This window comes from Anaerolineales bacterium, from assembly GCA_022866145.1.
Classification (GTDB): domain Bacteria; phylum Chloroflexota; class Anaerolineae; order Anaerolineales; family E44-bin32; genus PFL42.
In genome coordinates this window covers 1-17,858 of sequence record JALHUE010000388.1, presented here as the reverse complement: position 1 = coordinate 17,858, position 17,858 = coordinate 1, and the positions used below count along the sequence as shown (strand labels likewise).

The window sequence follows — 17,858 nt, the reverse complement described above, 5'->3', positions numbered from 1 at the left end:
CTATGAGTTTCTCGGAACAGAATGCCACCGGGCGTTGGCCCGCGGCTGGCGCACGATCGAGGCGGTCTCTGCCGATGCGCGCCAGGCGCGCCTGCTCGCCACGCGCAAAGGTGCGCCGCTGATCCTGATACAAAGCGTGAGTTTCCTGTCCAATGGTCGCCCAATTGAATACTACTTCGCCTACCATCGCGGGGATCGGTCGCGCTTCGAGGTCAAACTCGTTCGAAGCCGCCACAGCCGGCAAGGTGGCAAGCCCGCTGGCGGCCGGGGGACACGCCTGCCCTCGGCCAGCGGTGAGTTGATCGGGATGGAGTAGCCGCCATGGCCGTCCAGTTTCCCTCCGGCAGGAGTCGCAGGTGACAAGCAAGGAGCACATCCGTGCCAGGGTGCGCAGCGTGCTCTATCGAACGCTAGGGCGCGAGACGGGTGCCCTGCCGGCCCCGCGGCGCCGCCTGGTCACTGAACACGATCTGCGCGATCTTCCCTTCGGCGCCGAGTTCGCCGTTCCGCCTGGGGCGCTGGTGACCCCCTTGGCGCGCCAGGTGGCGATGGATCGCAAGCTGCGGTTGCTGGCCGAAACGCCGAAAGACCAGGGCTGGCAAGCCGGCACACCCTCGGCCCATTCGACGAAGGCGATTGCCCTGGGTGCCGATCACGGGGGCTACCCGCTGAAGGAGGCCCTCAAGGCCTTCTTGGTCTCGCAAGGGCAGGAGGTCATCGACTGTGGCACCCACAGCACGCAGGCCGTCGACTACCCGGACTTCGCGCTGGCAGTGGCCGAACTGGTGGGTCAGGGCAATGTGGGACGCGGCATCCTGATCGATGGCGCCGGGATCGGCTCGTGCATTGCCGCCAACAAAGTACCCGGCGTGCGGGCGGCCTTGTGCTACGACCAGTCTTCAGCGGTCAACAGCCGCGAGCACAATGACGCCAACGTACTCACCCTGGGTGCAGGATTGATCGGCGCCAGCCTCGCTCAGCAGATCGTCAAGACCTGGCTAGAAACCCCCTTCGCCGGCGGGCGGCATGCGCGACGGGTCGAGAAGATCATGCAGATCGAACGCAGGTTCTCCAGGTAGGCAAGGACCTTCAGGATACGGCAGCGGATGAGACACATCGACGACGCAACCCTGGATCAGATCATCGAGCAGATCACCAGCCAGGTGCTGATCCTGCTGCAGGACGAGCCCAGTGCTAGGGACACCTCGGGCCCGACGCCGCTGTCTGCCCACAACTTCGTGGAGCGTGTTCAGCCTGTTCTCAGCGCCGGCGCCGACCGACTGGCGAGTACGCTAGGCGTGGCGCCGGCCGACGCCCGAATCGGGCACACGATCGACCACACGCTGCTCAGACCCGAGGCCAGCCAGGACCAGATCGCTCAGCTGTGCTTCGAAGCCCGCAAGTTCGGCTTCGCCTCGGTGTGCGTCAACCCGACCCATGTGAAGCTGTGCGCCGAGCTGCTCAAGGGGAGCGGGGTTCCCGTGTGCACAGTGATCGGGTTCCCGCTCGGTGCCACCCCGACTGACGTCAAGGTCTTCGAAGCCCAGCAGGCCATCCGTGAGGGGGCAAGCGAGCTCGACATGGTGATCAACGTCGGGGCGCTGAAGTCGCGGGACTACGAGCTTGTCGAGCGGGACATCGCCTCGATCGCCCGGGCCTGCCACGCCGACAACGCCATCCTCAAGGTCATCATCGAAGCAGCGCTGCTCACCGATGAGGAGAAGGTCGTCGCCTGTCAGTTAGCCAAGGTGGCCGGAGCGGATTTCGTCAAGACCTCCACCGGGTTCGGACCGGGCGGGGCCACACCGGAAGACGTAGCCCTGATGCGGCGGGTGGTGGGCCCATCGATCGGCGTCAAGGCCGCCGGCGGGATCCGCACCTATGCCGATGCCCAGAAGATGATCGCCGCCGGCGCTAGCCGAATCGGGGCCAGCGCCTCGGTGAAGATCCTCCAGGAAGCCGAGAAATAGCGACGAAGGAGAAACGCGGATGACGGTCGACTTGCGAGCCTACGTTTTCCTCGACAGCCTGCAGCTGCAGCACGCCGGATTCCTGGGCACGGTGGCCCAAGGGTTCTTGCCGCTGCCGAACGATGCTTCGCTGTGGATCGAAATCTCCCCGGGTATCGAGATCAACCGCATTACCGACATTGCCTTGAAGTCGACGCGCGTGCGGCCGGGGATGCAGATCGTCGAGCGCCTGTTCGGCCTGTTAGAGGTCCACCACGAAGACCAGGCCGAGGTGCGAGCCGCCGGTGCGGCCATCCTGCGGGCTCTGGAGTTGGAGGAATCCGACCGCATCAAGCCCAAGGTCATCTCGAGCCAGATCATCCGTCACATCGACCCCCACCAGGTCCAGTTGATCAACCGCTTGCGCCATGGCCACATGCTGCTTGCAGGCCAGACGCTGTATGTGCTCGAGGTCGAGCCGGCCGGCTACGCCGCCCTGGCGGCCAACGAAGCCGAGAAGGCGGCGCACATCAACATCCTCGAGGTGCGCGCCTTCGGGAGCTTCGGGCGGGTGTACCTGGGCGGGGAAGAGCGCGACATTATGGCCGGCTACGGGGCGGCCGTGTCGGCCATTGAAGGCGTGAACGGGCGTGAAGCGCCAGGCGGCAGGCGCGACTGAGTTCAGGGCGGCTGCCGGGGAATCATCGCAGAACCAAATCATCTAGCTGGTCGTCAGGAGGAAGCTGTGGAAGAGGCATACGGAGCATCAGAAGCCCTGGGGATGATCGAGACCCGGAGCTACCCCGCCATGGTCGAGGCGGCGGACGCCATGGTCAAGGCGGCGAAGGTCGAGCTGGTTGCCTACGAGAAGACCGGCGGCGGGCATGTAACGGCCATTGTGCGCGGCGACGTGGCGGCGGTGAAAGCCGCCGTCGAGGCTGGGGCCCGCGGGGCCGAGAAGGTCGGTGAGGTGGTGGCCATCCACGTCATCCCGCGGCCGCATGCCAATGTCGACCGCACGCTGCCGTTGGGTCGCGGCCCCGCCAAGGGCGGATAGCTGCCGGACCGGCCGGCCATCCCCTCGGGGGCCGGCCGGGCAAAGGACTCATGGCGAGGCGCCGCCGGCCGGCAGGCCGGGGGCGTGGGGAGGTGCGTATGCTCTTGGGCAAAGTCGTGGGCACGCTGGTCGCCACGCGCAAGGAACCCAGCCTGGAGGGCTTGAAGTTCCTCGTGCTGCGCCAGCTGGACATCGATGGCAAGGAGCTCACCGGCTACCGCGTGGCAGCGGATGCCGTCGGCGCTGGGCTGGGCGAGGTGGTGCTGTACGCCACCGGCTCGTCGGCGCGCATGACGACCGTCACCGATAAGCGGCCCTGTGATGGGGTGATCATGGCCATCGTCGACACGCTGGAGGTCGATGGCGCCGTGACCTACAACAAGGCAGAGGTCGGCTGATGCTGGACGACGCCCGCATCGAGGCCATCATTCAGAATGTGATGGCGGAGCTGGGGCGGGCCGAAAGCGGGCCGCACGCGCCCTCTCCGGTTGTGGACACGCGGCGCCCGCCTGCGCCTGCCCCTGCGCTCCGTCATGCCAGCAACCTGTTCCCGGACGCCGACAGCGCAGTCCGGGCAGCGCGCCAGGCGTATGAGCAGCTGCGCAGCCTGCCACTCGCTATCCGAGAGCAAATGATCGGCCTCATGCGCAGGACGGCCCGCGAGAACGCCCAGCTAATGGCGCAGCAGGCCTGGCAGGAAACCGGCATGGGGCGGTATGAGGACAAGATCCAGAAGAACCTGCTCAATGCTAACAAGGTTCCCGGGACGGAGATCCTGGCGCCGCGGTCGTGGACCGGCGATGATGGGCTGACTCTGGTCGAGTACGCCCCCTACGGCGTGATCGGGGCGATCATCCCCAGCACCAACCCGACGTCCAGCGTGCTGTGCAACGCCATCGGCATGGTCGCCGCCGGGAACGCCGTCGTCTTCAACGCCCATCCCGGCGCCCGCGCCTGCTCCAATCTGGCTGTGCAGCTCATGAACGAAGCCATCCAGGAAGCCGGTGGCCCGGCCAACCTGGTATGCGGGGTCGCCGAGCCGACGATCGCCACCGCCCAGGAGATCATGCGCCACCCGCTGGTCAACCTGCTGACCGTCACGGGCGGGGAGGCGGTGGTGCACGAAGCGATGCACAGCGGCAAACGCGCCATCTGTGCCGGCCCGGGCAATCCGCCGGTAGTGGTCGACGAGACGGCGGACATCGACCAGGCGGGGCGGGGCATCGTGCGCGGGGCCGCGTTCGACAACAATATCGTGTGCATCGATGAGAAAGAGACCTTCGCCGTGGCTTCCATTGCCGACGGGCTCAAGCGGTCGATCTGCGCCCACGGAGGATTCGAGATCGACGCTTCGCAGCTCGAGCGGCTGATGAAAGTCATCTTCACTGAGCTGCCCCCGGCCGGCACCCCGGGGTTGATGAACAAGGAGTTCATCGGCAAGAACGCCGGCGTCCTGCTCCGGCAGATCGGTGTGGAGGTCGGGGATGAGATCCGTCTGATCCTGGTCGACGTCGAGGGCGATCACCCGCTGGTTGTCTCCGAGCAGATGATGCCGATCATGCCCATGGTGCGCGTGCGCAGCGCCGACGAAGGCATTGACCTAGCCAAGGTCGTCGAGCACGGATTCCGCCACACGGCGGTGATGTACTCCAAGAACCTCGACAACCTCAGCCGGATGGCGCGGGTGATGGACTGCAGCATCTTCGTCAAGAATGGCCCGGCGCTGGCTGGGCTGGGGGAAGGAGGCGAAGGCTTCTGCTCCTTCACCATCGCCAGCCCAACCGGCGAGGGGATCACCAACCCGATCAGCTTCAGCCGCCTCCGCCGCTGCACGTTGAAGGACGCCTTCCGGATCGTGTGATGCAATGACGCTGGCGGATGCGAAGGACCCCCGATCAATGACAGAACCCGCGAGGGCTGCCTCTGGGAACGAACCCGACGGGCTGGTGATCCAGCCTGCTCTAGCCCTGGTGGAGTTCGCCAGCATCGCCGTCGGGATGCAGGCGGCGGACGCCATGGTCAAGCGGGCGCCGATCGACACGATCCGGGCCGGGACCGTACACAACGGCAAGTACCTGGTGTTGATTGGCGGGCAAGTGGCCGACGTCGAGGAGTCCCTGGCTGCCGGACGGGAAGCGGGCGGGGCCGACGTGCTCGACTTCGTTCTCTTGCCTCAGGTGCACCCGGAGGTGGTCGAACGGATCGGCGGGGCGCGGTCCCCGGCCGAGACCGATGCTCTGGGCATCGTCGAGACCTCGACCGTGGCGGCTGCGATTCACGCAGCCGACGCCGGTATCAAGGGGGCGCAGGTCTCGCTGGTCGAGGTCCGGCTGGCCGATGGCCTGGGCGGGAAGGGGATCGTCCTGTTCTCCGGCTTCGTGGCCGATGTCGAGGCGGCCGTTCGTCTCGGGACGTCCGTCCTCGAGCGCCCGGACCTGCTCGTCCGTCAGGTCGTCATTCCGCAGCTTCACCCGGGGATGTGGGAGAACGTCGGCGCCTCGACCTGGTTTGGGACGCGGCTGAGGGGACAGGCATGAAGTTCGGGCGGGTGCTGGGGACCGTGGTCGCCACCCGGAAGGTTGAGGGCCTGGAGGGGGTGAAGTTCCTGGTCGTCCAGCTGTTGAACGAGGACCTTCATCCCGAAGGGAGCCCTCAGATCGCGGCCGACGCCACGGGTCAGGCCGGGCCGGGCGAGCTGGTGTTCGTCGTTGGCAGCCGCGAGGCGGCCCAGGCCATGCCCGAGGTCTTCGTCCCTGTTGACCTGGCGATCACCGGGATTGTGGATGAGGTCGAATTTGAGCGAGGTCCGCGCCGGTCGCAGCCGACCGCCGTTTGGCTGGTCGCCTCGGCGGAAGAGGATTGAGGATGTACATCGGCAAAGTGGTCGGCACCGTGGTCTCGACGATCAAGATCTCCCACCTCGAGGGCCGCAAGCTGCTGCTGGTCGATCAGCTCGACCTGGGGGGAGGCGAGACCGGCGCCTACGACATCGCCGTAGACGTGGTGCAGGCCGGGCCGGGGGACACGGTGCTGGTGATCGACGAGGGCAACGGTGCCCGCCAGATCCTTGGGCTCGACCCCGGCGCGATCCGGGCAGTGATTGTCGGCATCGTCGACCAGGTGGCGCTCAAGCTCTAACGGCGTCCGTTTCAGCCGCACCCAGGCGCAAGTATCCCCGGTTGCTGCCGGAGCAATTCGCCGGAAGGAGCCTGTTGCTTACCAAGGCTGTCGCTCGTCGCCGAAGGTCCCCTTCGGGTCTCTGGGCGCCCGGCCGGCTTGGGACTGCCTGGCGCCATCGCTTACTTAGGAGTTCCGGCGGCCCGGCGCACCAGGTCGACGAAGTCCGGCTTCAAGCTGGCGCCGCCCACCAGGGCGCCATCGATCTCCGGCATGGCCATGAATTCGACAATGTTGTCGGGGGTGACACTGCCGCCGTACTGCACCCGGATCAGCTGAGCTGTGGCCTCGCCGAACGCGGCGGAGATCGGGCCGCGGATCGACAGGGCGATCAGGCGATTGGCGTCGACCGGAGTCGCCGCCATGCCGGTCCCGATCGCCCAGATCGGTTCGTAGGCGATAACGCAGCGCACGACCTGCTCTGCCGACAACCCGTCCAATGCCTCCAGGACTTGTGACTGCACGAAGGAATCCGTTTCTCCGCGCTGCTTCTGATCCAGGTTCTCGCCCACGCACACGATCGGGGTTAGTCCATGCTCGAGCGCACCCCGCAGCTTGTGGTTGGTGGAGGCGTTCGTCTCCAGGCTGCTGCCCGTCGCCCGACGTTCCGAATGGCCGACAATCACGTACTGGCAGATCTCCTGCAGCATGGGCGGGGAGATCTCGCCTGTCTGGGCGCCGTTGACCTGCCAGTGCATGTTCTGTGCGCCCAGGCCGATTGCGGTGCCCGCCAGCGCATCGGCGACGGCATGAAGTGCCGTGAAGGGGGGGCAAATGACTCGATCCACGTGCTCGATCTGGTTAAGCGGGTGCCGGATCGCTCGCACGAATTCCAGCGCTTCCTGCGGACGCCCGAGATTCATCTTCCAGTTGCCGGCTAGGATGGGTCTGCGCATCGTCGGTGTCTGTCTCCTGGTTGAGCCGCGATCTGGATCGCGGCGAACCGGTCGTCTGTCCGGGCGCTTGGCGGTTCGTCGGGTTGCCTCGCCCAAAGCCCAACGGTCACTCGGCGTGCCTGGCTGGCGCGGACAGAGATTGGCCTCTATGCCGCCTGCAGAATTGGCTCGAGCGAAGCCGCGTAAGCGGCGCTCTCCGGATCGTCCGTAACGAACTGAATACCGTCGGGGCTGTTCACGCCGAGGCCGAGCTCAACGGCCCGGGCGATCTGGGCCTGACCGAACACCGGGCCGGCGCTGACCTCCGGGGTGGTGCCGTGCATCCTCAGGAGGGCGACGCCTGCCGCGTCCAGCGCCACCCGGTCGCTGCCGGCCAGGATCACCCGGGTCTGGACCCGCCGGCCGGAGTCCGGCCCGCCGGTGACGAAGGCCTCAACCCCGTCGATGACCACGAGCGCCGGAGCGAAGGCGGCGTTGATCTCGGCGATCATCGGCCTTTGATCGGGGGACGAGTGCAGCTCCTGCATGTAGTCATACCCCTCGCCTGGCACCGTTTTGGCCGCAAGGCCGACTGCATTCTTGAGCGACAGGGTGAACTGCCCGCCGTAACGGTGGGTCTTCAGGCAGCAGGCCATCACCAGCGCCTCGGCCTCGACGGCAGGCCGAGCAAGGGCGAACCCCCGGGACCAGTGGGTGGCAGCGGAGGGCTGCGAGATCCAGCCCTCGGCGCCTAGGTCATCGAAGACGACGGTCTCGAGGCCAAGCTCGGAAGCCAGGTCGAAGACGCCGATCTCCTTCATGACGCGCCGGGTGTCGCCCATCCCACTCCGGTCGCCGAGGGTGATCGAGTCAGCGCCGGCAGCCTGCATCCAGGTCGCCATGGCGCGCAGGACCTCAGGATGGGTGGATCCCGGCGCAGGATCGGCTGAGTTGAAGTTGGGCTTGAAGAACACGCGCCTGCCCTGGACCGGATTGACCCCGAGTATGTCCAGAGCGCGGCGCACGCCCGCCGCCCGGTCGTCCGTGGCGACCAGCGCAACCACCCCGGTGAGGGACGCCGGCTGGGTTGTGGGGGCGGGAGTTGCACTTGGAACGGTCGAGGCGGCAGGCATCGTAGGCTCCTCGGTCGGAAGGGGGACGGTCGAGGTGGCCGGGGGCAGCCAGAGACCAAGGCGTCCGCAGGCCACAGAACCGCCGGCGGCTGCGGCTGCCGGCCCGAGGACATGCAGGAACTGCCGGCGGGAGAGGGGACGGGCAGCCCGGGAAGCTGTGCCGGTGTTCTTCCGGTTCATGATGGCCGACCTCCTTGAAGAATTCTACCCTCGTTGCGCGGCGCACGCATCCATCGGATCTACCCGGCGTCGGCCTGTGCCTGGCCGCCCGCGTGCCCCCGGTTCGTTCGTGAGCGCGGGAGCTGGCGACATGCGCGGAAAGACGGTGTCAGGATGGGCAAGGCCTGGTTTGACAGCCTGGCGCATCTGGGGTAGACTTCGCCCTACGATACTTGGATCGGCACGCGCACCGCTCCCGGTTTGGAGCGGTGTTTCTGTTGTAGCCGTCCCTAGAGACGAAGGTAAACGATTGACCGTATGAGTTTCTCAGATTTCGCACTGCATGACTCGCTCGAGCGAGGTCTCGCCGACCTCGGTTTCGAGGAGCCGACGCCCATTCAATCCCAGGCCATTCCCCCGGCGCTGGAGGGCAAGGATATCCTGGGCACGGCCCAGACCGGAACCGGCAAGACGCTGGCGTTCTTGCTGCCGGCGATGCAGCAGCTGCTGCAAGCGCCGGCCGTTCAGAATCCGCGCATGCTGATCCTGGCCCCGACTCGCGAGTTGGCGCTACAGATCGCCGGCGACGCCACGGAGCTCGCCCGCAACACTCGCCTGCGGGTCGTCGTTGTCTATGGCGGAGCGCCCATCAAGCAGCAGACCGATCAGCTGAGGCGCGGCGCCGACATCATCGTCGCCACGCCGGGCCGCCTGCTGGACCACATCCAGCGCCGCAACCTGCAGCTGCGCGATGTGGGGTTCCTCGTCCTGGATGAGGCCGATCGCATGCTGGACATGGGCTTCCTGCCGGACATCGATGACATCATCCGCCGTCTACCGGCCGAGCGACAGACGATGCTGTTCTCGGCGACGATGCCGGCGACGGTCGTCGGCCTCGGCCACCGCTACATGCGTAGCCCGGTGCGCATCGAAGTCGCCACCGCGCGCCCGCCGGCGGCCTTGCGCCAGGAGCTCTACCCGGTGCCGAAACATCTTAAACGGCCGCTGCTGTGCGAGATGCTCTCACGCCAGAGCGTAACCAGCGCGCTGGTCTTCACTCGCACCCGCCAGGATGCGGACATTCTGCTGCGCCAACTGAGCGAGATCGGGATGTCGGTAACCGCCCTGCACGGCGACTACAACCAGCGCGACCGCCTGCGGGCACTGGAGGCCTTCCGCGCCGGCCGGGCGCGGGTCTTGGTGGCAACCAATGTCGCCGCCCGCGGGCTGGACATCGATGGCATCTCCCACGTCATCAACTACGACGTCCCGGAGGAGCCGGAGGACTACGTCCACCGCATCGGCAGGACGGCGAGGGTCGAAGCGGAGGGCGTGGCCTGGACGCTTGTGACGCCTGACGACGAGCCGCTGATTGCCCGCATCGAGTACCTGCTCGGCGAGAAGATCGAGCGTCTGCGTCTGCCGGGCTTTGACTACGACGTGCCGACACCGGACTGGGCGCGGCCCTCAGCCAAGGCGCTGCTGCGTGAGGTCAAGCGGCAGCAGTCCACCGCCGATCGCTGGAAGGCGATGACGCGCTAGGGGACCCTCGACGAATCCACTGCCCACTCCTCGAGCGGGCACTGCATGTACACCGCCTCGCGGGCGCCTGCCGCGAGGCGGTGGCTTGTCGCGCCGTGCCTATGGTGAGCGGCGACCCAATCCGCGCGAATCGCCCGCCGGCTCGATTGCGCTCCGAGCGAACTCGTCCGCGAGATACGCGTCGTGAAGTGCCGCCCTGGCGAAGTTGCCTTCCGCATGCATCTTGGCGCGGTAGCCGATGTTCAGGGGGAGCACAGCCCTGAGGGTCGCCTCGGGCCCGAGCAGGCGCAGGTCGTGCGCGACACGGCGCAGGATGGCATGCCGAGAGAAGAACTGGCGCTGAACCCAGGCAACACCCTCGTTGAGGGTGCGGCGGCTCATGTGCTGTGGCTCGTACACCACCGTTCCGAAATCGTAGTGGCTCCAGTCGTGGTCGAGGATCCGCCCGCGGCGCTCGAATTCCCGGAACAATGGGGTGCCGGGAAAGGGTGTCAGGCGGGTCGCCTGCAAGCTCTCGACGTTGGCCTCGAGCAGAAAGGCGAGGGTCCGAGGGAAGATGTCGGGTCGCTCGTCGTCGCCACCGAAGACAAAGCCGGCAAAGACGGCAATCCCCTGGGCATGCAGGTTGCGCACCGCCTGCAGGTAGTCACGCTGCAGGTTCACGCGCTTGTTCCACGAGCGGAGGGAGCGCTCCGACAGCGACTCGAACCCAATGAAGAGGCCTTTGCAGCCGCTGCGCGCAGCCAGCCCCAGCAGCTCGGGATCGAAGGCCAAGGAGACACTGCTCTGGCTGAACCAACGCTTCTTCAGGGGGATCATCGCTGCAAAGAGCTCCGCCGCGTATTCCCTAGAGCAGGTCAAGCTGTCATCCAGCAAGAGGATATTCCGCCCGAGACCGGCCATCTCATCGATCACCTCAGCCACCGGGCGGGCGCGGAAGTGGGAGCGGTGAAACGCGGCAACGGAGCAGAATGCGCAGCTGCGGTCGCAGCCGCGGGTCGCTTGCACGGCGTCGAGGGGAACGTAATCTCGCCGCCGGATCAGGTCGCGACGCGGGCGTGGCAGCCCTGCCAGGGAGCAAGGCTGAGCCGTGTAGTAGGGCTTGAGTCCGCCACCCGCCAAGTCCTGGATGATCTGCCGGGCCACAGGCTCTGCATCTCCGATGCATACGCTGTCCGCATGCTCGATCGCCTCTTGGGGGAGGAGTGTGGGGTGATACCCACCCAGGACCACCGGCTTGCGCAGCGCTCGAAAGCGGTCGGCGATTTCGTAGGCGCGCGGAGCGTTGTAGGTCATGCAGGAGATTCCGACGAGATCCGCCTGAGCATCGAACTCGATCGGCTCAACGTCCTCGTCGATGATCCGAACCGCAACCTCGGGTGGCATGGCAGCCGCCACCGACAGGCTGGAGAGCATGGAGAAGCGAAAGACGCGTGGCGCGCGAGGCCGGTAGCTGGATTCGGCCCGCCTGGAGGGAGAGGTCGGACTGACAAGCAACAACCTGGTCTGATCCATCGGTCGCCTCGTTCGGGGTCGGAGCGTCAGGCCGAATGAGGGCGGTCATGTCCAGCCGGGGGATCGGCCGCCGGCAACCGCGAGCGGGCCACGCCTCGATGGCACCCGGCCGGATGAGGCGCTGGCCACCTCAAGCCTACTCTAGCACACCTGACGGAGCCTGCAGGCTATCCGGTTGATGGCGGTGGGCCGATGAGCTGCGGCGCACTGGCTCTCGCGTGGGGCGCAGCGGGTTGAGGGGACTTCGAGGCAAACCGCGGCCGACCGGCAGGCTTGCTCGCGGCAAGCTGGCCTCAGCGGGTACTGTGCGTCGCCGACCCAAGAGGGCCAGTCGCGCCCCAGGTGGCCTGCTGATTCGAACTATGTGGGTCGTCGGCCTAGGGAGTCCCGGGAGCGGCGAATGACTAGGCCCAACGCCAGTTCGACGAATCCGAGGGCGAAGTAGAGGACGTGCAGCCAGTGCAGAGAGCCGATGATGGCGACCTGGATCGCGATCCAGGCCATCAAGATCGAGCCTAATGTGGCTGCGGCCTCTCCTGCGTAGCGGTGGCGGGCGAATGAGAGACCGGCGCCCACAAGGCTGCCCAGGCCGTTCACGGCGAAGAGGAACACCCCGGGGATCCGATAGTCGGGAAAGGGGGACGCTTGGAGCCGATCAATCGGAAGTCCCAGCCCGCTTCCTGACGGTTCAAGCAGAGCATCAGGCCCCCCGCCATCGCGCCGACGCCGATGAACGCCTGCAATCCACCCAACAAGGGCGATATGCAACTCGGAGGTCTTCTCGCCACCACTTGGCACGGCTCCTTGGCAGGCCCGTTTGGAGGGGCTCCCCCGCCTCAGACGACCTGGTGCAAGTCGATGCCTCGCGATTGAGCGCGCGCCAGCCGCCATTCGGCTTCGGTCGCCGGCGGGGGCTTGACCTCGTCCTCGGGCCGGCGCCAGAGGGTCAGGGCGTGGTCGGGGCAGGCCAGCCCACACACGCCGCAGCCGACGCAGCGGGCGCTGTCCACCTGCACGATGCCGTCGAAGGCCATTGCTCCGAACTGACAGCGCTCCAAACAAAGCTCGCAGCCGGTGCATAGGTCGGCGTCGACCTGGCAGACGAAGGCCGAGCGAGCGACGACGTTGGCCAGGCCTAGTTCGGCCAGCCCGCGCAGCACGCCGCACGAGCACGTGCAGCAATTGCAGACGTACCCCACGCCCTCGCGGGCGTTGCTGACCGAGTGCACCAGGCCCGCCTCTGCGGCTCGGTGCAGCGTGGCGAGCGCTTCTTGGCGGGTGAGGCTGCGGATCGTCGGGTTGTGATCGAAGGCGCCGGGGCTGTGGCTCATGGCCAGGCATACGTCGAGCGGATGGTCGCAGCCGTCGCCAATCAGCGCCTTCTGCTTACGGCAGATGCAGTCCAGCACGCCCCAGGCGGCGGCGCCCGCCAGCAAATCAGAGGCGTTCTCGAACGGATGGATCTCAATGTCCGTGCGCAGACTTTCGCCGACCGGGATCACGCGGTGGATCGGCGGCTGCTCCGTCAGGGCCTGATGGAATGCCTGCTGGTAGTAGTCCTCGAACAGCTGCGCCATCTCGCCGTCGATCGTGCCGACCTGCATCTCGTAGATCCCGACGACGAACGGCAGGGCGCCGTAGCCCAGGCCCTTGTCAGCCCGTCCAACAGCGATCAGCCCATGCCGGGCCATCGTCTTCAGGAGCGGTTTGACATCGGCGAATTCTAGGCCCGTGCGGGCCGCGATCTGCTCCGGCGACTCAAGCCTCAGGCGCAAGCGCGCGGCGAGATCGGCCTGCTCCGGGGTATACAGCTTTGCCAGGAGGCGCCGCTCGATGCCGCTGGCGGTGGGAGGAAACCCATTGGGGAGGGCATCCAGGTGACGCGCAAGCCGCTGGTACGCCTGATCTTCCAATGCAACCCCTTTCCCGGAACTTCGCCGCCCAGTATACCCGAGGCCTGCTCTCGGCGGGCGGGATTCGCGTAGCCAGGCAATGTCTAGGTGTACGGGGGGCCGGATGCATCGACGAGCCTTCCCCCGTAGAATTGGAGTGGGGTAAGCATGCTTTGGAGCCCGTGCCGGTCAGCGACGCAGGCTGTGAGCGCTGCGTGCCCTGTCAGGCTGCGGCATCGAGAGGGGAGGACTGCATGGTAAGCGAACCGACCGTCGATCTGAACGCCGTCCTGGCGCATTACGATCTGGGGGAACTGGAAGCGCAGTCCCGCGACCAACGCGGGACGGTGAATACCTCCTTCGCCATCGAGTTGGTGAAGGATGGCCGGCGCAGCAAGTATTTCCTGCGCAGGTACCGGCACGGCATCGGCGTAGAGGAGATCCTTTTCGAGCACACGCTGATCGAGCATGTCTCCCGCCAGGGTACCTGTCCGATCGCGCAGGTCCAACGGACGCGCCACGGCAGCACCTTCCTCGAGCTTCCGGGCGGCGACGCCTCGCAGCCGCTGGCCTACTTCGCGATCTTCGATTTCCTGCCCGGAGAGGACCGCTACACCTGGGTAGGGCCGCAGTGCACCCCGGGCGAGCTCCACAACGCCGGCGACCTGCTGGCACGCTTCCACGCCGCGGTACGCAGCCTGCAGCCGGCGGGACGGCGCGCCGAACCCAGTATCATCGAACTGCTTCCGGTGATTTCGGACAAGTGGGCGGGAGCGCCCGGTCTATCGAAAGGGACGGAGTTCGATGATTGCGTTGCGGATCACTTCAGTGAGGTCCAGGCAAGCATCGTCGAGACTTTGAGCGCGCTGCGCGATCCAGGGATCGGTAGTTTTCCCGAGCTCATCATTCACTCCGACTACCACCCCGGGAACTTGAAGTTCGAGGGCGAGGAGATCAGCGGGCTGGTGGACTTCGATTGGGCGAAGGTCGACTTGCGGGCCTTCGACGTCGGCCTGGCGGCGTGGTACTTCTGCGCTTCATGGGAGCAGGCGAGCGATGGGGCGCTACGATTGCGCGACCTGGGAACCTTTGTCTCAGCCTATCAGGCACGCCTGAGCGCATCCCGGGAGCTGACCGCGCTTGGGGCAGATGAGCTGCAGCTGCTGCCGGATCTGATCCAAGCCGGCAATGTGTACATCCTGTACTGGACGCTGCGCGATTATTTCTGCAAGCAAGTCAATCCCGCCGAGTATCTCGTCTACCTGAAACACAACCTGCATTCCTCCCGCTGGCTGCAGTCGGCGGACAACCGGCGCCAGGTGCAGGCTTTGCTGGCGGAGCTTCCCGCCGGCTAGGGCAGCCCAGCCGGCGACTGGGCCGAGAACCGGCGAGCAGGCGCCGGCGGGAGATTGCCCCCGAGCCAGCCCTGACGTTCCGGGCCCGGAGACACGTGTCAGGCGCGGGCAGGCGGTGTGCCTCGGACCCCTTGAACTCACAACGCTTGTGTGCGCGGTCTGCCAGCCTGCCCGGGATGGCCGGGAGGGGTGGCCGGGCTTTCGCACAGGTGCTGGGCGGGCGACGGGTATAATCTGGATACTAACAGTCCAAGTTGTGGAGACCGAGCATGCCTCAAGTTCTTCGCAGTGTGGAACAGATCATCGAGCCGCAGTACGTGATCGAGGGCGCCGGCGTGCTGCTGCGCCGGTCCTTCGGCCCAAGACCCGAGAACCTGTACGACCCCTTTCTGCTCTTCGACCACTTCGCCTTCAACGACCCGCTCGAAGGGCCGATCCTCGGCTTTCCGACGCATCCGCACCGCGGGATCGAGACCGTGACGTACATGCTGGAAGGCAATGTCCGCCACCGCGATAGCCTGGGGAATACGGGCATCATCGGGCCCGGGGATGTGCAGTGGATGACCAGCGGGCGGGGCATCATGCACGAGGAGATGCCGCGCCGCGGACCGAGCGGGCTGATCACCGGATTTCAACTGTGGGTCAACCTACCCGCAGCCCGCAAGATGAGCCAGCCGCGCTACCAGGAAGTGAGCGCCGAGAGCATTCCTGTGGTTGAGGCCGAAGGGACAAGGGTACGCCTGGTTGCGGGCGAGTACGCCGGCGGCAGGGGTCCGGTCACCGAGATCGCCGCCGGGCCGCTGTACATGGACGTTGCCGTCGAACCCAAGGGCGAGTTCGATGTGACGATTCCCGCTGGGCATCAGGCGATCGCCTACGTCTTCGAGGGCGAGGGCGTGTTCGGCCTCGACGCAGCCGGCGAAGGCGACCCGGTGGCGGCCGTAAACCTGGTGGTGTTGGGGGATGGCGACTTGCTGCGCGTCCGTACCGGCGCCTCGTCCGCTGTGCGGTTTATGCTGATGGCCGGAGCTCCTTTCGGGGAACCCGTCGCCCCCTACGGACCCTTTGTGATGAACACGCAGGAAGAGATCCAGCAGGCGCTGGCCGATCTGCGCAACGGAACCTTCGTGCAAAACTGAACTCCGGGGGGAAGGCTGCGCATAGCCGGAGATATGACTAATTCGTCCACTTGGCAGTCGCACACTGGCGAGTGGAGTACGGCCTTGCCGGGGTGGTCTGCCTGACCGCCATGTTGGCGATCGGACGGTGAGTGGCTGAGGGGGAATCCGCCTCGGCGCCCATCCCCGAAACGAGCATGGGGCAGGCATAGCACGGCATCAGGGGGAACCAGAACTGGTGGCAGCCTAAGGCGGTGTTACCGACGTGTGCCGCTCTGGTGATGGTCCAGGCGGGTGCCGCAGGGGACCCGCTCGAGCCTGGCCGGACTGGTGCGAGCGGTCTTGCGTCGCCGGGAGGGCCAGTATGACCTCGCAGTCCTCGAACAACCTGTACGCCAACTTCGCCTCAACGCCTCCGTTTGAATTGCTGGGGCCGGGGTCACCCGTCGTCAGCCTGGATCAAGAGCGATCCCCGCGTCGCGGTTGGCGTGCCGCGGGCTGTCCTGCCCGCGGCGGCCTGGGGTAGTCCTTCTCCTCGTGACGGTCCGTGACCGGAATAGGAGACGCAAGGCGCCAAGTCGCGATTGCCCTCGAGTGGGCACCAGACCAGGCTTCTTCCATCGGGCCGACTGAATTCGCAGCCACGGAACTCGGCCATCCAGTTGTCCCGGGAGAGGCAAGTTGGGCGCACTTGGGAGCCGAGAGGTACCCCCCTCGCGGGAGTGATGGAATCACTGGTTGGGCGGCGCCGGTGGCCCGAAAGACGAAGTGGGTATGAGTGGTCTTGCCCGTCATGGACGAGGTGAGGACAAAGAGAACCTCGCCTTACGGCGAGGTTCTCTTGTATTCCGTTGCCGGTTTGTCTAGGCGCGTTCCACGCGGGGCTTGGCGATGTTGACTTTGAGTTCATTCCCCGCCATGGAGTAGCCGTTGTACTTGCTGATAGCCTTGTCTGCGCTTTCCTGCGAGGTCATAGTGACAAAGGCAAAGCCCTTGGACAGACCACTGTCCCGGTCCTTGATCAGATCAACCGAGGTGACTTCGCCTTCCTGGGCGAACAGGGCGGTGATTTCGTCCTGGGTGGTCGACTTCGCCAGGTTGCCCACATAGATTCTGATTTCCATTTCTTACTGCCTCCTCCGGCACGGCCGAATACTGATTGACCGCCAGCGGATAGAGAGGTCGGCGGTCCAAGTGCAACGGGCGATCCATTCTCTCAACTACACATTCAGTGTAACACGGATTCCCCTTGCAGACGGAGCAGTCCCATCCCGGGTCCCACCTACTCCGACTCTGACGTCGGATCAGCCGATCCAATGGGGAGCATAGAGTCGTGCCGCTACTCTCCTGACGATCTGCTAGCCCCGAACCGCGCCTGATCTCCAATGATCACGTTCGCGTCCTCCGACTCAATGCCCCTTGTGCGAGGTCCGATCTCAGACTCGGATCACAGGCTCGACATGATCCCGGGGCGCCTTCGTGGCGCCGAAGTCCTGGGGGTTCCACGAAGTCAGACCGATGTTCCTGAAGGTGCCTGAGAGTCTGGAGGGCGCATCCCGCACGCCCAACGTCTATGAAAGCGCTGCTGTCAAGGCGTGCGAGGTCCTAAGATCTGAGCGATCCCCTGCTCCTCTAGACCGGTTCGCCTGGAAACATCTATCCCGAAGGACACCGGGACGGTGTTCGCCGTCAGCGCGGCACGAGCAAGTCCAGCAGGAGCCAGGCAATCAACTCACGTATCTCAATGGATACAAGTTGGGCACGCCCTCGCGCCTGCTTGGGAGAGACCTGCCGGTTGGCAGGCGGCCGGTAGGGTTGTTGTCTCTTCAATATCCAGAAGGCAGCCTCCGCCAGGTGGCTAGCGACGGCGCCGACAGCGATGGCATGCCCTTTCCGCTGACAGACCTGGTCGTAGACCTGGCAGACGTACTTGGTCTTCCAGGCGGGGTGGTGCCGATGGCGGACGACGACATTGGCCGCCTCGATGAAGGCCCACTTGAGGTACTGGTTGGAGGGGTTTCGCATATGGCCGAAGCGGGTCTTGCCGCCGCTGGCGTGTACGGTGGGGACGAGACCGGCATAGCTT

21 protein-coding genes are annotated in these 17,858 nt (G+C 66.0%); 14 read left to right on the top strand and 7 right to left on the bottom strand.

The window, feature by feature from the left end:
• From MUO23_11830 to MUO23_11785, 10 genes are all read left to right on the top strand, one after another.
• The coding region (locus MUO23_11830) for a GntR family transcriptional regulator (GenBank protein ID MCJ7513646.1) at nucleotides 1-316 on the top strand (316 nt) is incomplete at its 5' end.
• A gap of 319 nt (nucleotides 317-635) precedes the next feature.
• Nucleotides 636-1,079, top strand: coding sequence for a ribose 5-phosphate isomerase B (rpiB, locus tag MUO23_11825; protein ID MCJ7513645.1), 444 nt, complete (start codon nucleotides 636-638; stop codon nucleotides 1,077-1,079).
• Nucleotides 1,080-1,106: 27 nt separating this feature from the next.
• Nucleotides 1,107-1,970 carry a deoxyribose-phosphate aldolase gene (deoC, locus tag MUO23_11820; protein MCJ7513644.1) on the top strand — a complete coding sequence of 288 codons (864 nt, stop codon included), beginning with the start codon at nucleotides 1,107-1,109 and terminating at the stop codon, nucleotides 1,968-1,970.
• A gap of 19 nt (nucleotides 1,971-1,989) precedes the next feature.
• Nucleotides 1,990-2,628 carry a hypothetical protein gene (locus tag MUO23_11815; GenBank protein ID MCJ7513643.1) on the top strand — a complete coding sequence of 213 codons (639 nt, stop codon included), beginning with the start codon at nucleotides 1,990-1,992 and terminating at the stop codon, nucleotides 2,626-2,628.
• A gap of 102 nt (nucleotides 2,629-2,730) precedes the next feature.
• A complete protein-coding gene (locus MUO23_11810) occupies nucleotides 2,731-3,006 on the top strand; it encodes a BMC domain-containing protein (GenBank protein MCJ7513642.1) in 276 nt (91 codons plus the stop codon).
• Nucleotides 3,007-3,104: 98 nt separating this feature from the next.
• A complete protein-coding gene (locus MUO23_11805; GenBank protein MCJ7513641.1) occupies nucleotides 3,105-3,404 on the top strand; it encodes a EutN/CcmL family microcompartment protein in 300 nt (99 codons plus the stop codon).
• A complete protein-coding gene (locus MUO23_11800) occupies nucleotides 3,404-4,867 on the top strand; it encodes an aldehyde dehydrogenase EutE (GenBank protein MCJ7513640.1) in 1,464 nt (487 codons plus the stop codon). Before MUO23_11805 ends, MUO23_11800 begins: the two co-directional genes overlap by 1 nt.
• Before the next feature lie 37 nt (nucleotides 4,868-4,904).
• A complete protein-coding gene (locus tag MUO23_11795; GenBank protein ID MCJ7513639.1) occupies nucleotides 4,905-5,543 on the top strand; it encodes a BMC domain-containing protein in 639 nt (212 codons plus the stop codon).
• On the top strand, nucleotides 5,540-5,869 hold the full coding sequence (locus MUO23_11790; GenBank protein ID MCJ7513638.1) for a EutN/CcmL family microcompartment protein: 330 nt from the start codon (nucleotides 5,540-5,542) through the stop codon (nucleotides 5,867-5,869). The genes MUO23_11795 and MUO23_11790 overlap by 4 nt, the downstream gene beginning before the upstream one ends.
• Before the next feature lie 2 nt (nucleotides 5,870-5,871).
• Entirely contained in the window at nucleotides 5,872-6,144 is a 273-nt protein-coding gene (locus MUO23_11785) for a EutN/CcmL family microcompartment protein (GenBank protein MCJ7513637.1), read from the top strand.
• 161 nt (nucleotides 6,145-6,305) lie between these two features.
• Here the strand turns inward: MUO23_11785 and tpiA are convergent, their stop codons facing one another.
• Complete coding sequence (gene tpiA, locus MUO23_11780) at nucleotides 6,306-7,079, bottom strand: triose-phosphate isomerase (protein MCJ7513636.1); 774 nt, start codon at nucleotides 7,077-7,079, stop codon at nucleotides 6,306-6,308.
• A gap of 146 nt (nucleotides 7,080-7,225) precedes the next feature.
• Nucleotides 7,226-8,371 (bottom strand): DUF362 domain-containing protein, encoded by a 1,146-nt coding sequence (locus MUO23_11775; protein ID MCJ7513635.1) that lies wholly within the window; start codon nucleotides 8,369-8,371, stop codon nucleotides 7,226-7,228.
• Between the two features lie 297 nt (nucleotides 8,372-8,668).
• Here MUO23_11775 and MUO23_11770 point away from each other — a divergent pair, with 297 nt between their 5' ends.
• Nucleotides 8,669-9,892: a DEAD/DEAH box helicase gene (locus tag MUO23_11770; GenBank protein MCJ7513634.1), complete on the top strand. Its 1,224-nt coding sequence runs from the start codon at nucleotides 8,669-8,671 to the stop codon at nucleotides 9,890-9,892.
• A 99-nt stretch (nucleotides 9,893-9,991) separates the two neighbouring features.
• Here MUO23_11770 and MUO23_11765 read toward each other — a convergent pair whose 3' ends face one another.
• The 3 genes from MUO23_11765 to MUO23_11755 form a co-directional block, all read right to left on the bottom strand.
• On the bottom strand, nucleotides 9,992-11,407 hold the full coding sequence (locus MUO23_11765; GenBank protein ID MCJ7513633.1) for a B12-binding domain-containing radical SAM protein: 1,416 nt from the start codon (nucleotides 11,405-11,407) through the stop codon (nucleotides 9,992-9,994).
• 360 nt (nucleotides 11,408-11,767) lie between these two features.
• Entirely contained in the window at nucleotides 11,768-12,019 is a 252-nt protein-coding gene (locus MUO23_11760) for a hypothetical protein (GenBank protein ID MCJ7513632.1), read from the bottom strand.
• A gap of 224 nt (nucleotides 12,020-12,243) precedes the next feature.
• Nucleotides 12,244-13,320: a 4Fe-4S binding protein gene (locus tag MUO23_11755; protein MCJ7513631.1), complete on the bottom strand. Its 1,077-nt coding sequence runs from the start codon at nucleotides 13,318-13,320 to the stop codon at nucleotides 12,244-12,246.
• 233 nt (nucleotides 13,321-13,553) lie between these two features.
• On the opposite strand from MUO23_11755, the gene MUO23_11750 reads away from it, so the two are divergent.
• The 3 genes from MUO23_11750 to MUO23_11740 all read left to right on the top strand — a co-directional run bounded on the left by MUO23_11750 (nucleotide 13,554) and on the right by MUO23_11740 (nucleotide 16,298).
• On the top strand, nucleotides 13,554-14,654 hold the full coding sequence (locus MUO23_11750; protein MCJ7513630.1) for a phosphotransferase: 1,101 nt from the start codon (nucleotides 13,554-13,556) through the stop codon (nucleotides 14,652-14,654).
• Nucleotides 14,655-14,923: 269 nt separating this feature from the next.
• Nucleotides 14,924-15,793 carry a pirin family protein gene (locus MUO23_11745; protein ID MCJ7513629.1) on the top strand — a complete coding sequence of 290 codons (870 nt, stop codon included), beginning with the start codon at nucleotides 14,924-14,926 and terminating at the stop codon, nucleotides 15,791-15,793.
• Between the two features lie 343 nt (nucleotides 15,794-16,136).
• Entirely contained in the window at nucleotides 16,137-16,298 is a 162-nt protein-coding gene (locus MUO23_11740; protein MCJ7513628.1) for a hypothetical protein, read from the top strand.
• Nucleotides 16,299-16,635: 337 nt separating this feature from the next.
• Here MUO23_11740 and MUO23_11735 read toward each other — a convergent pair whose 3' ends face one another.
• On the bottom strand, nucleotides 16,636-16,896 hold the full coding sequence (locus MUO23_11735; GenBank protein ID MCJ7513627.1) for an RNA-binding protein: 261 nt from the start codon (nucleotides 16,894-16,896) through the stop codon (nucleotides 16,636-16,638).
• 565 nt (nucleotides 16,897-17,461) lie between these two features.
• Nucleotides 17,462-17,858: transposase (locus tag MUO23_11730; GenBank protein ID MCJ7513626.1), on the bottom strand; the 397-nt coding region annotated here is incomplete at its 5' end.

Excerpts from the sequence above, each read along its gene's own strand:
- MUO23_11810 (MCJ7513642.1), top strand. The coding sequence starts at position 2,731 with ATGATCGAGACCCGGAGCTACCCCGCCATGGTCGAGGCGGCGGACGCC.
- MUO23_11790 (MCJ7513638.1), top strand. The coding sequence starts at position 5,540 with ATGAAGTTCGGGCGGGTGCTGGGGACCGTGGTCGCCACCCGGAAGGTT.
- MUO23_11800 (MCJ7513640.1), top strand. The coding sequence starts at position 3,404 with ATGCTGGACGACGCCCGCATCGAGGCCATCATTCAGAATGTGATGGCG.
- MUO23_11775 (MCJ7513635.1), bottom strand. The coding sequence starts at position 8,371 with ATGAACCGGAAGAACACCGGCACAGCTTCCCGGGCTGCCCGTCCCCTC.
- MUO23_11785 (MCJ7513637.1), top strand. The coding sequence starts at position 5,872 with ATGTACATCGGCAAAGTGGTCGGCACCGTGGTCTCGACGATCAAGATC.
- MUO23_11805 (MCJ7513641.1), top strand. The coding sequence starts at position 3,105 with ATGCTCTTGGGCAAAGTCGTGGGCACGCTGGTCGCCACGCGCAAGGAA.
- MUO23_11740 (MCJ7513628.1), top strand. The coding sequence starts at position 16,137 with ATGACCTCGCAGTCCTCGAACAACCTGTACGCCAACTTCGCCTCAACG.
- MUO23_11815 (MCJ7513643.1), top strand. The coding sequence starts at position 1,990 with ATGACGGTCGACTTGCGAGCCTACGTTTTCCTCGACAGCCTGCAGCTG.
- MUO23_11765 (MCJ7513633.1), bottom strand. The coding sequence starts at position 11,407 with ATGGATCAGACCAGGTTGTTGCTTGTCAGTCCGACCTCTCCCTCCAGG.
- MUO23_11795 (MCJ7513639.1), top strand. The coding sequence starts at position 4,905 with ATGACAGAACCCGCGAGGGCTGCCTCTGGGAACGAACCCGACGGGCTG.
- MUO23_11750 (MCJ7513630.1), top strand. The coding sequence starts at position 13,554 with ATGGTAAGCGAACCGACCGTCGATCTGAACGCCGTCCTGGCGCATTAC.
- tpiA (MCJ7513636.1), bottom strand. The coding sequence starts at position 7,079 with ATGCGCAGACCCATCCTAGCCGGCAACTGGAAGATGAATCTCGGGCGT.
- MUO23_11745 (MCJ7513629.1), top strand. The coding sequence starts at position 14,924 with ATGCCTCAAGTTCTTCGCAGTGTGGAACAGATCATCGAGCCGCAGTAC.
- deoC (MCJ7513644.1), top strand. The coding sequence starts at position 1,107 with ATGAGACACATCGACGACGCAACCCTGGATCAGATCATCGAGCAGATC.
- MUO23_11770 (MCJ7513634.1), top strand. The coding sequence starts at position 8,669 with ATGAGTTTCTCAGATTTCGCACTGCATGACTCGCTCGAGCGAGGTCTC.
- MUO23_11735 (MCJ7513627.1), bottom strand. The coding sequence starts at position 16,896 with ATGGAAATCAGAATCTATGTGGGCAACCTGGCGAAGTCGACCACCCAG.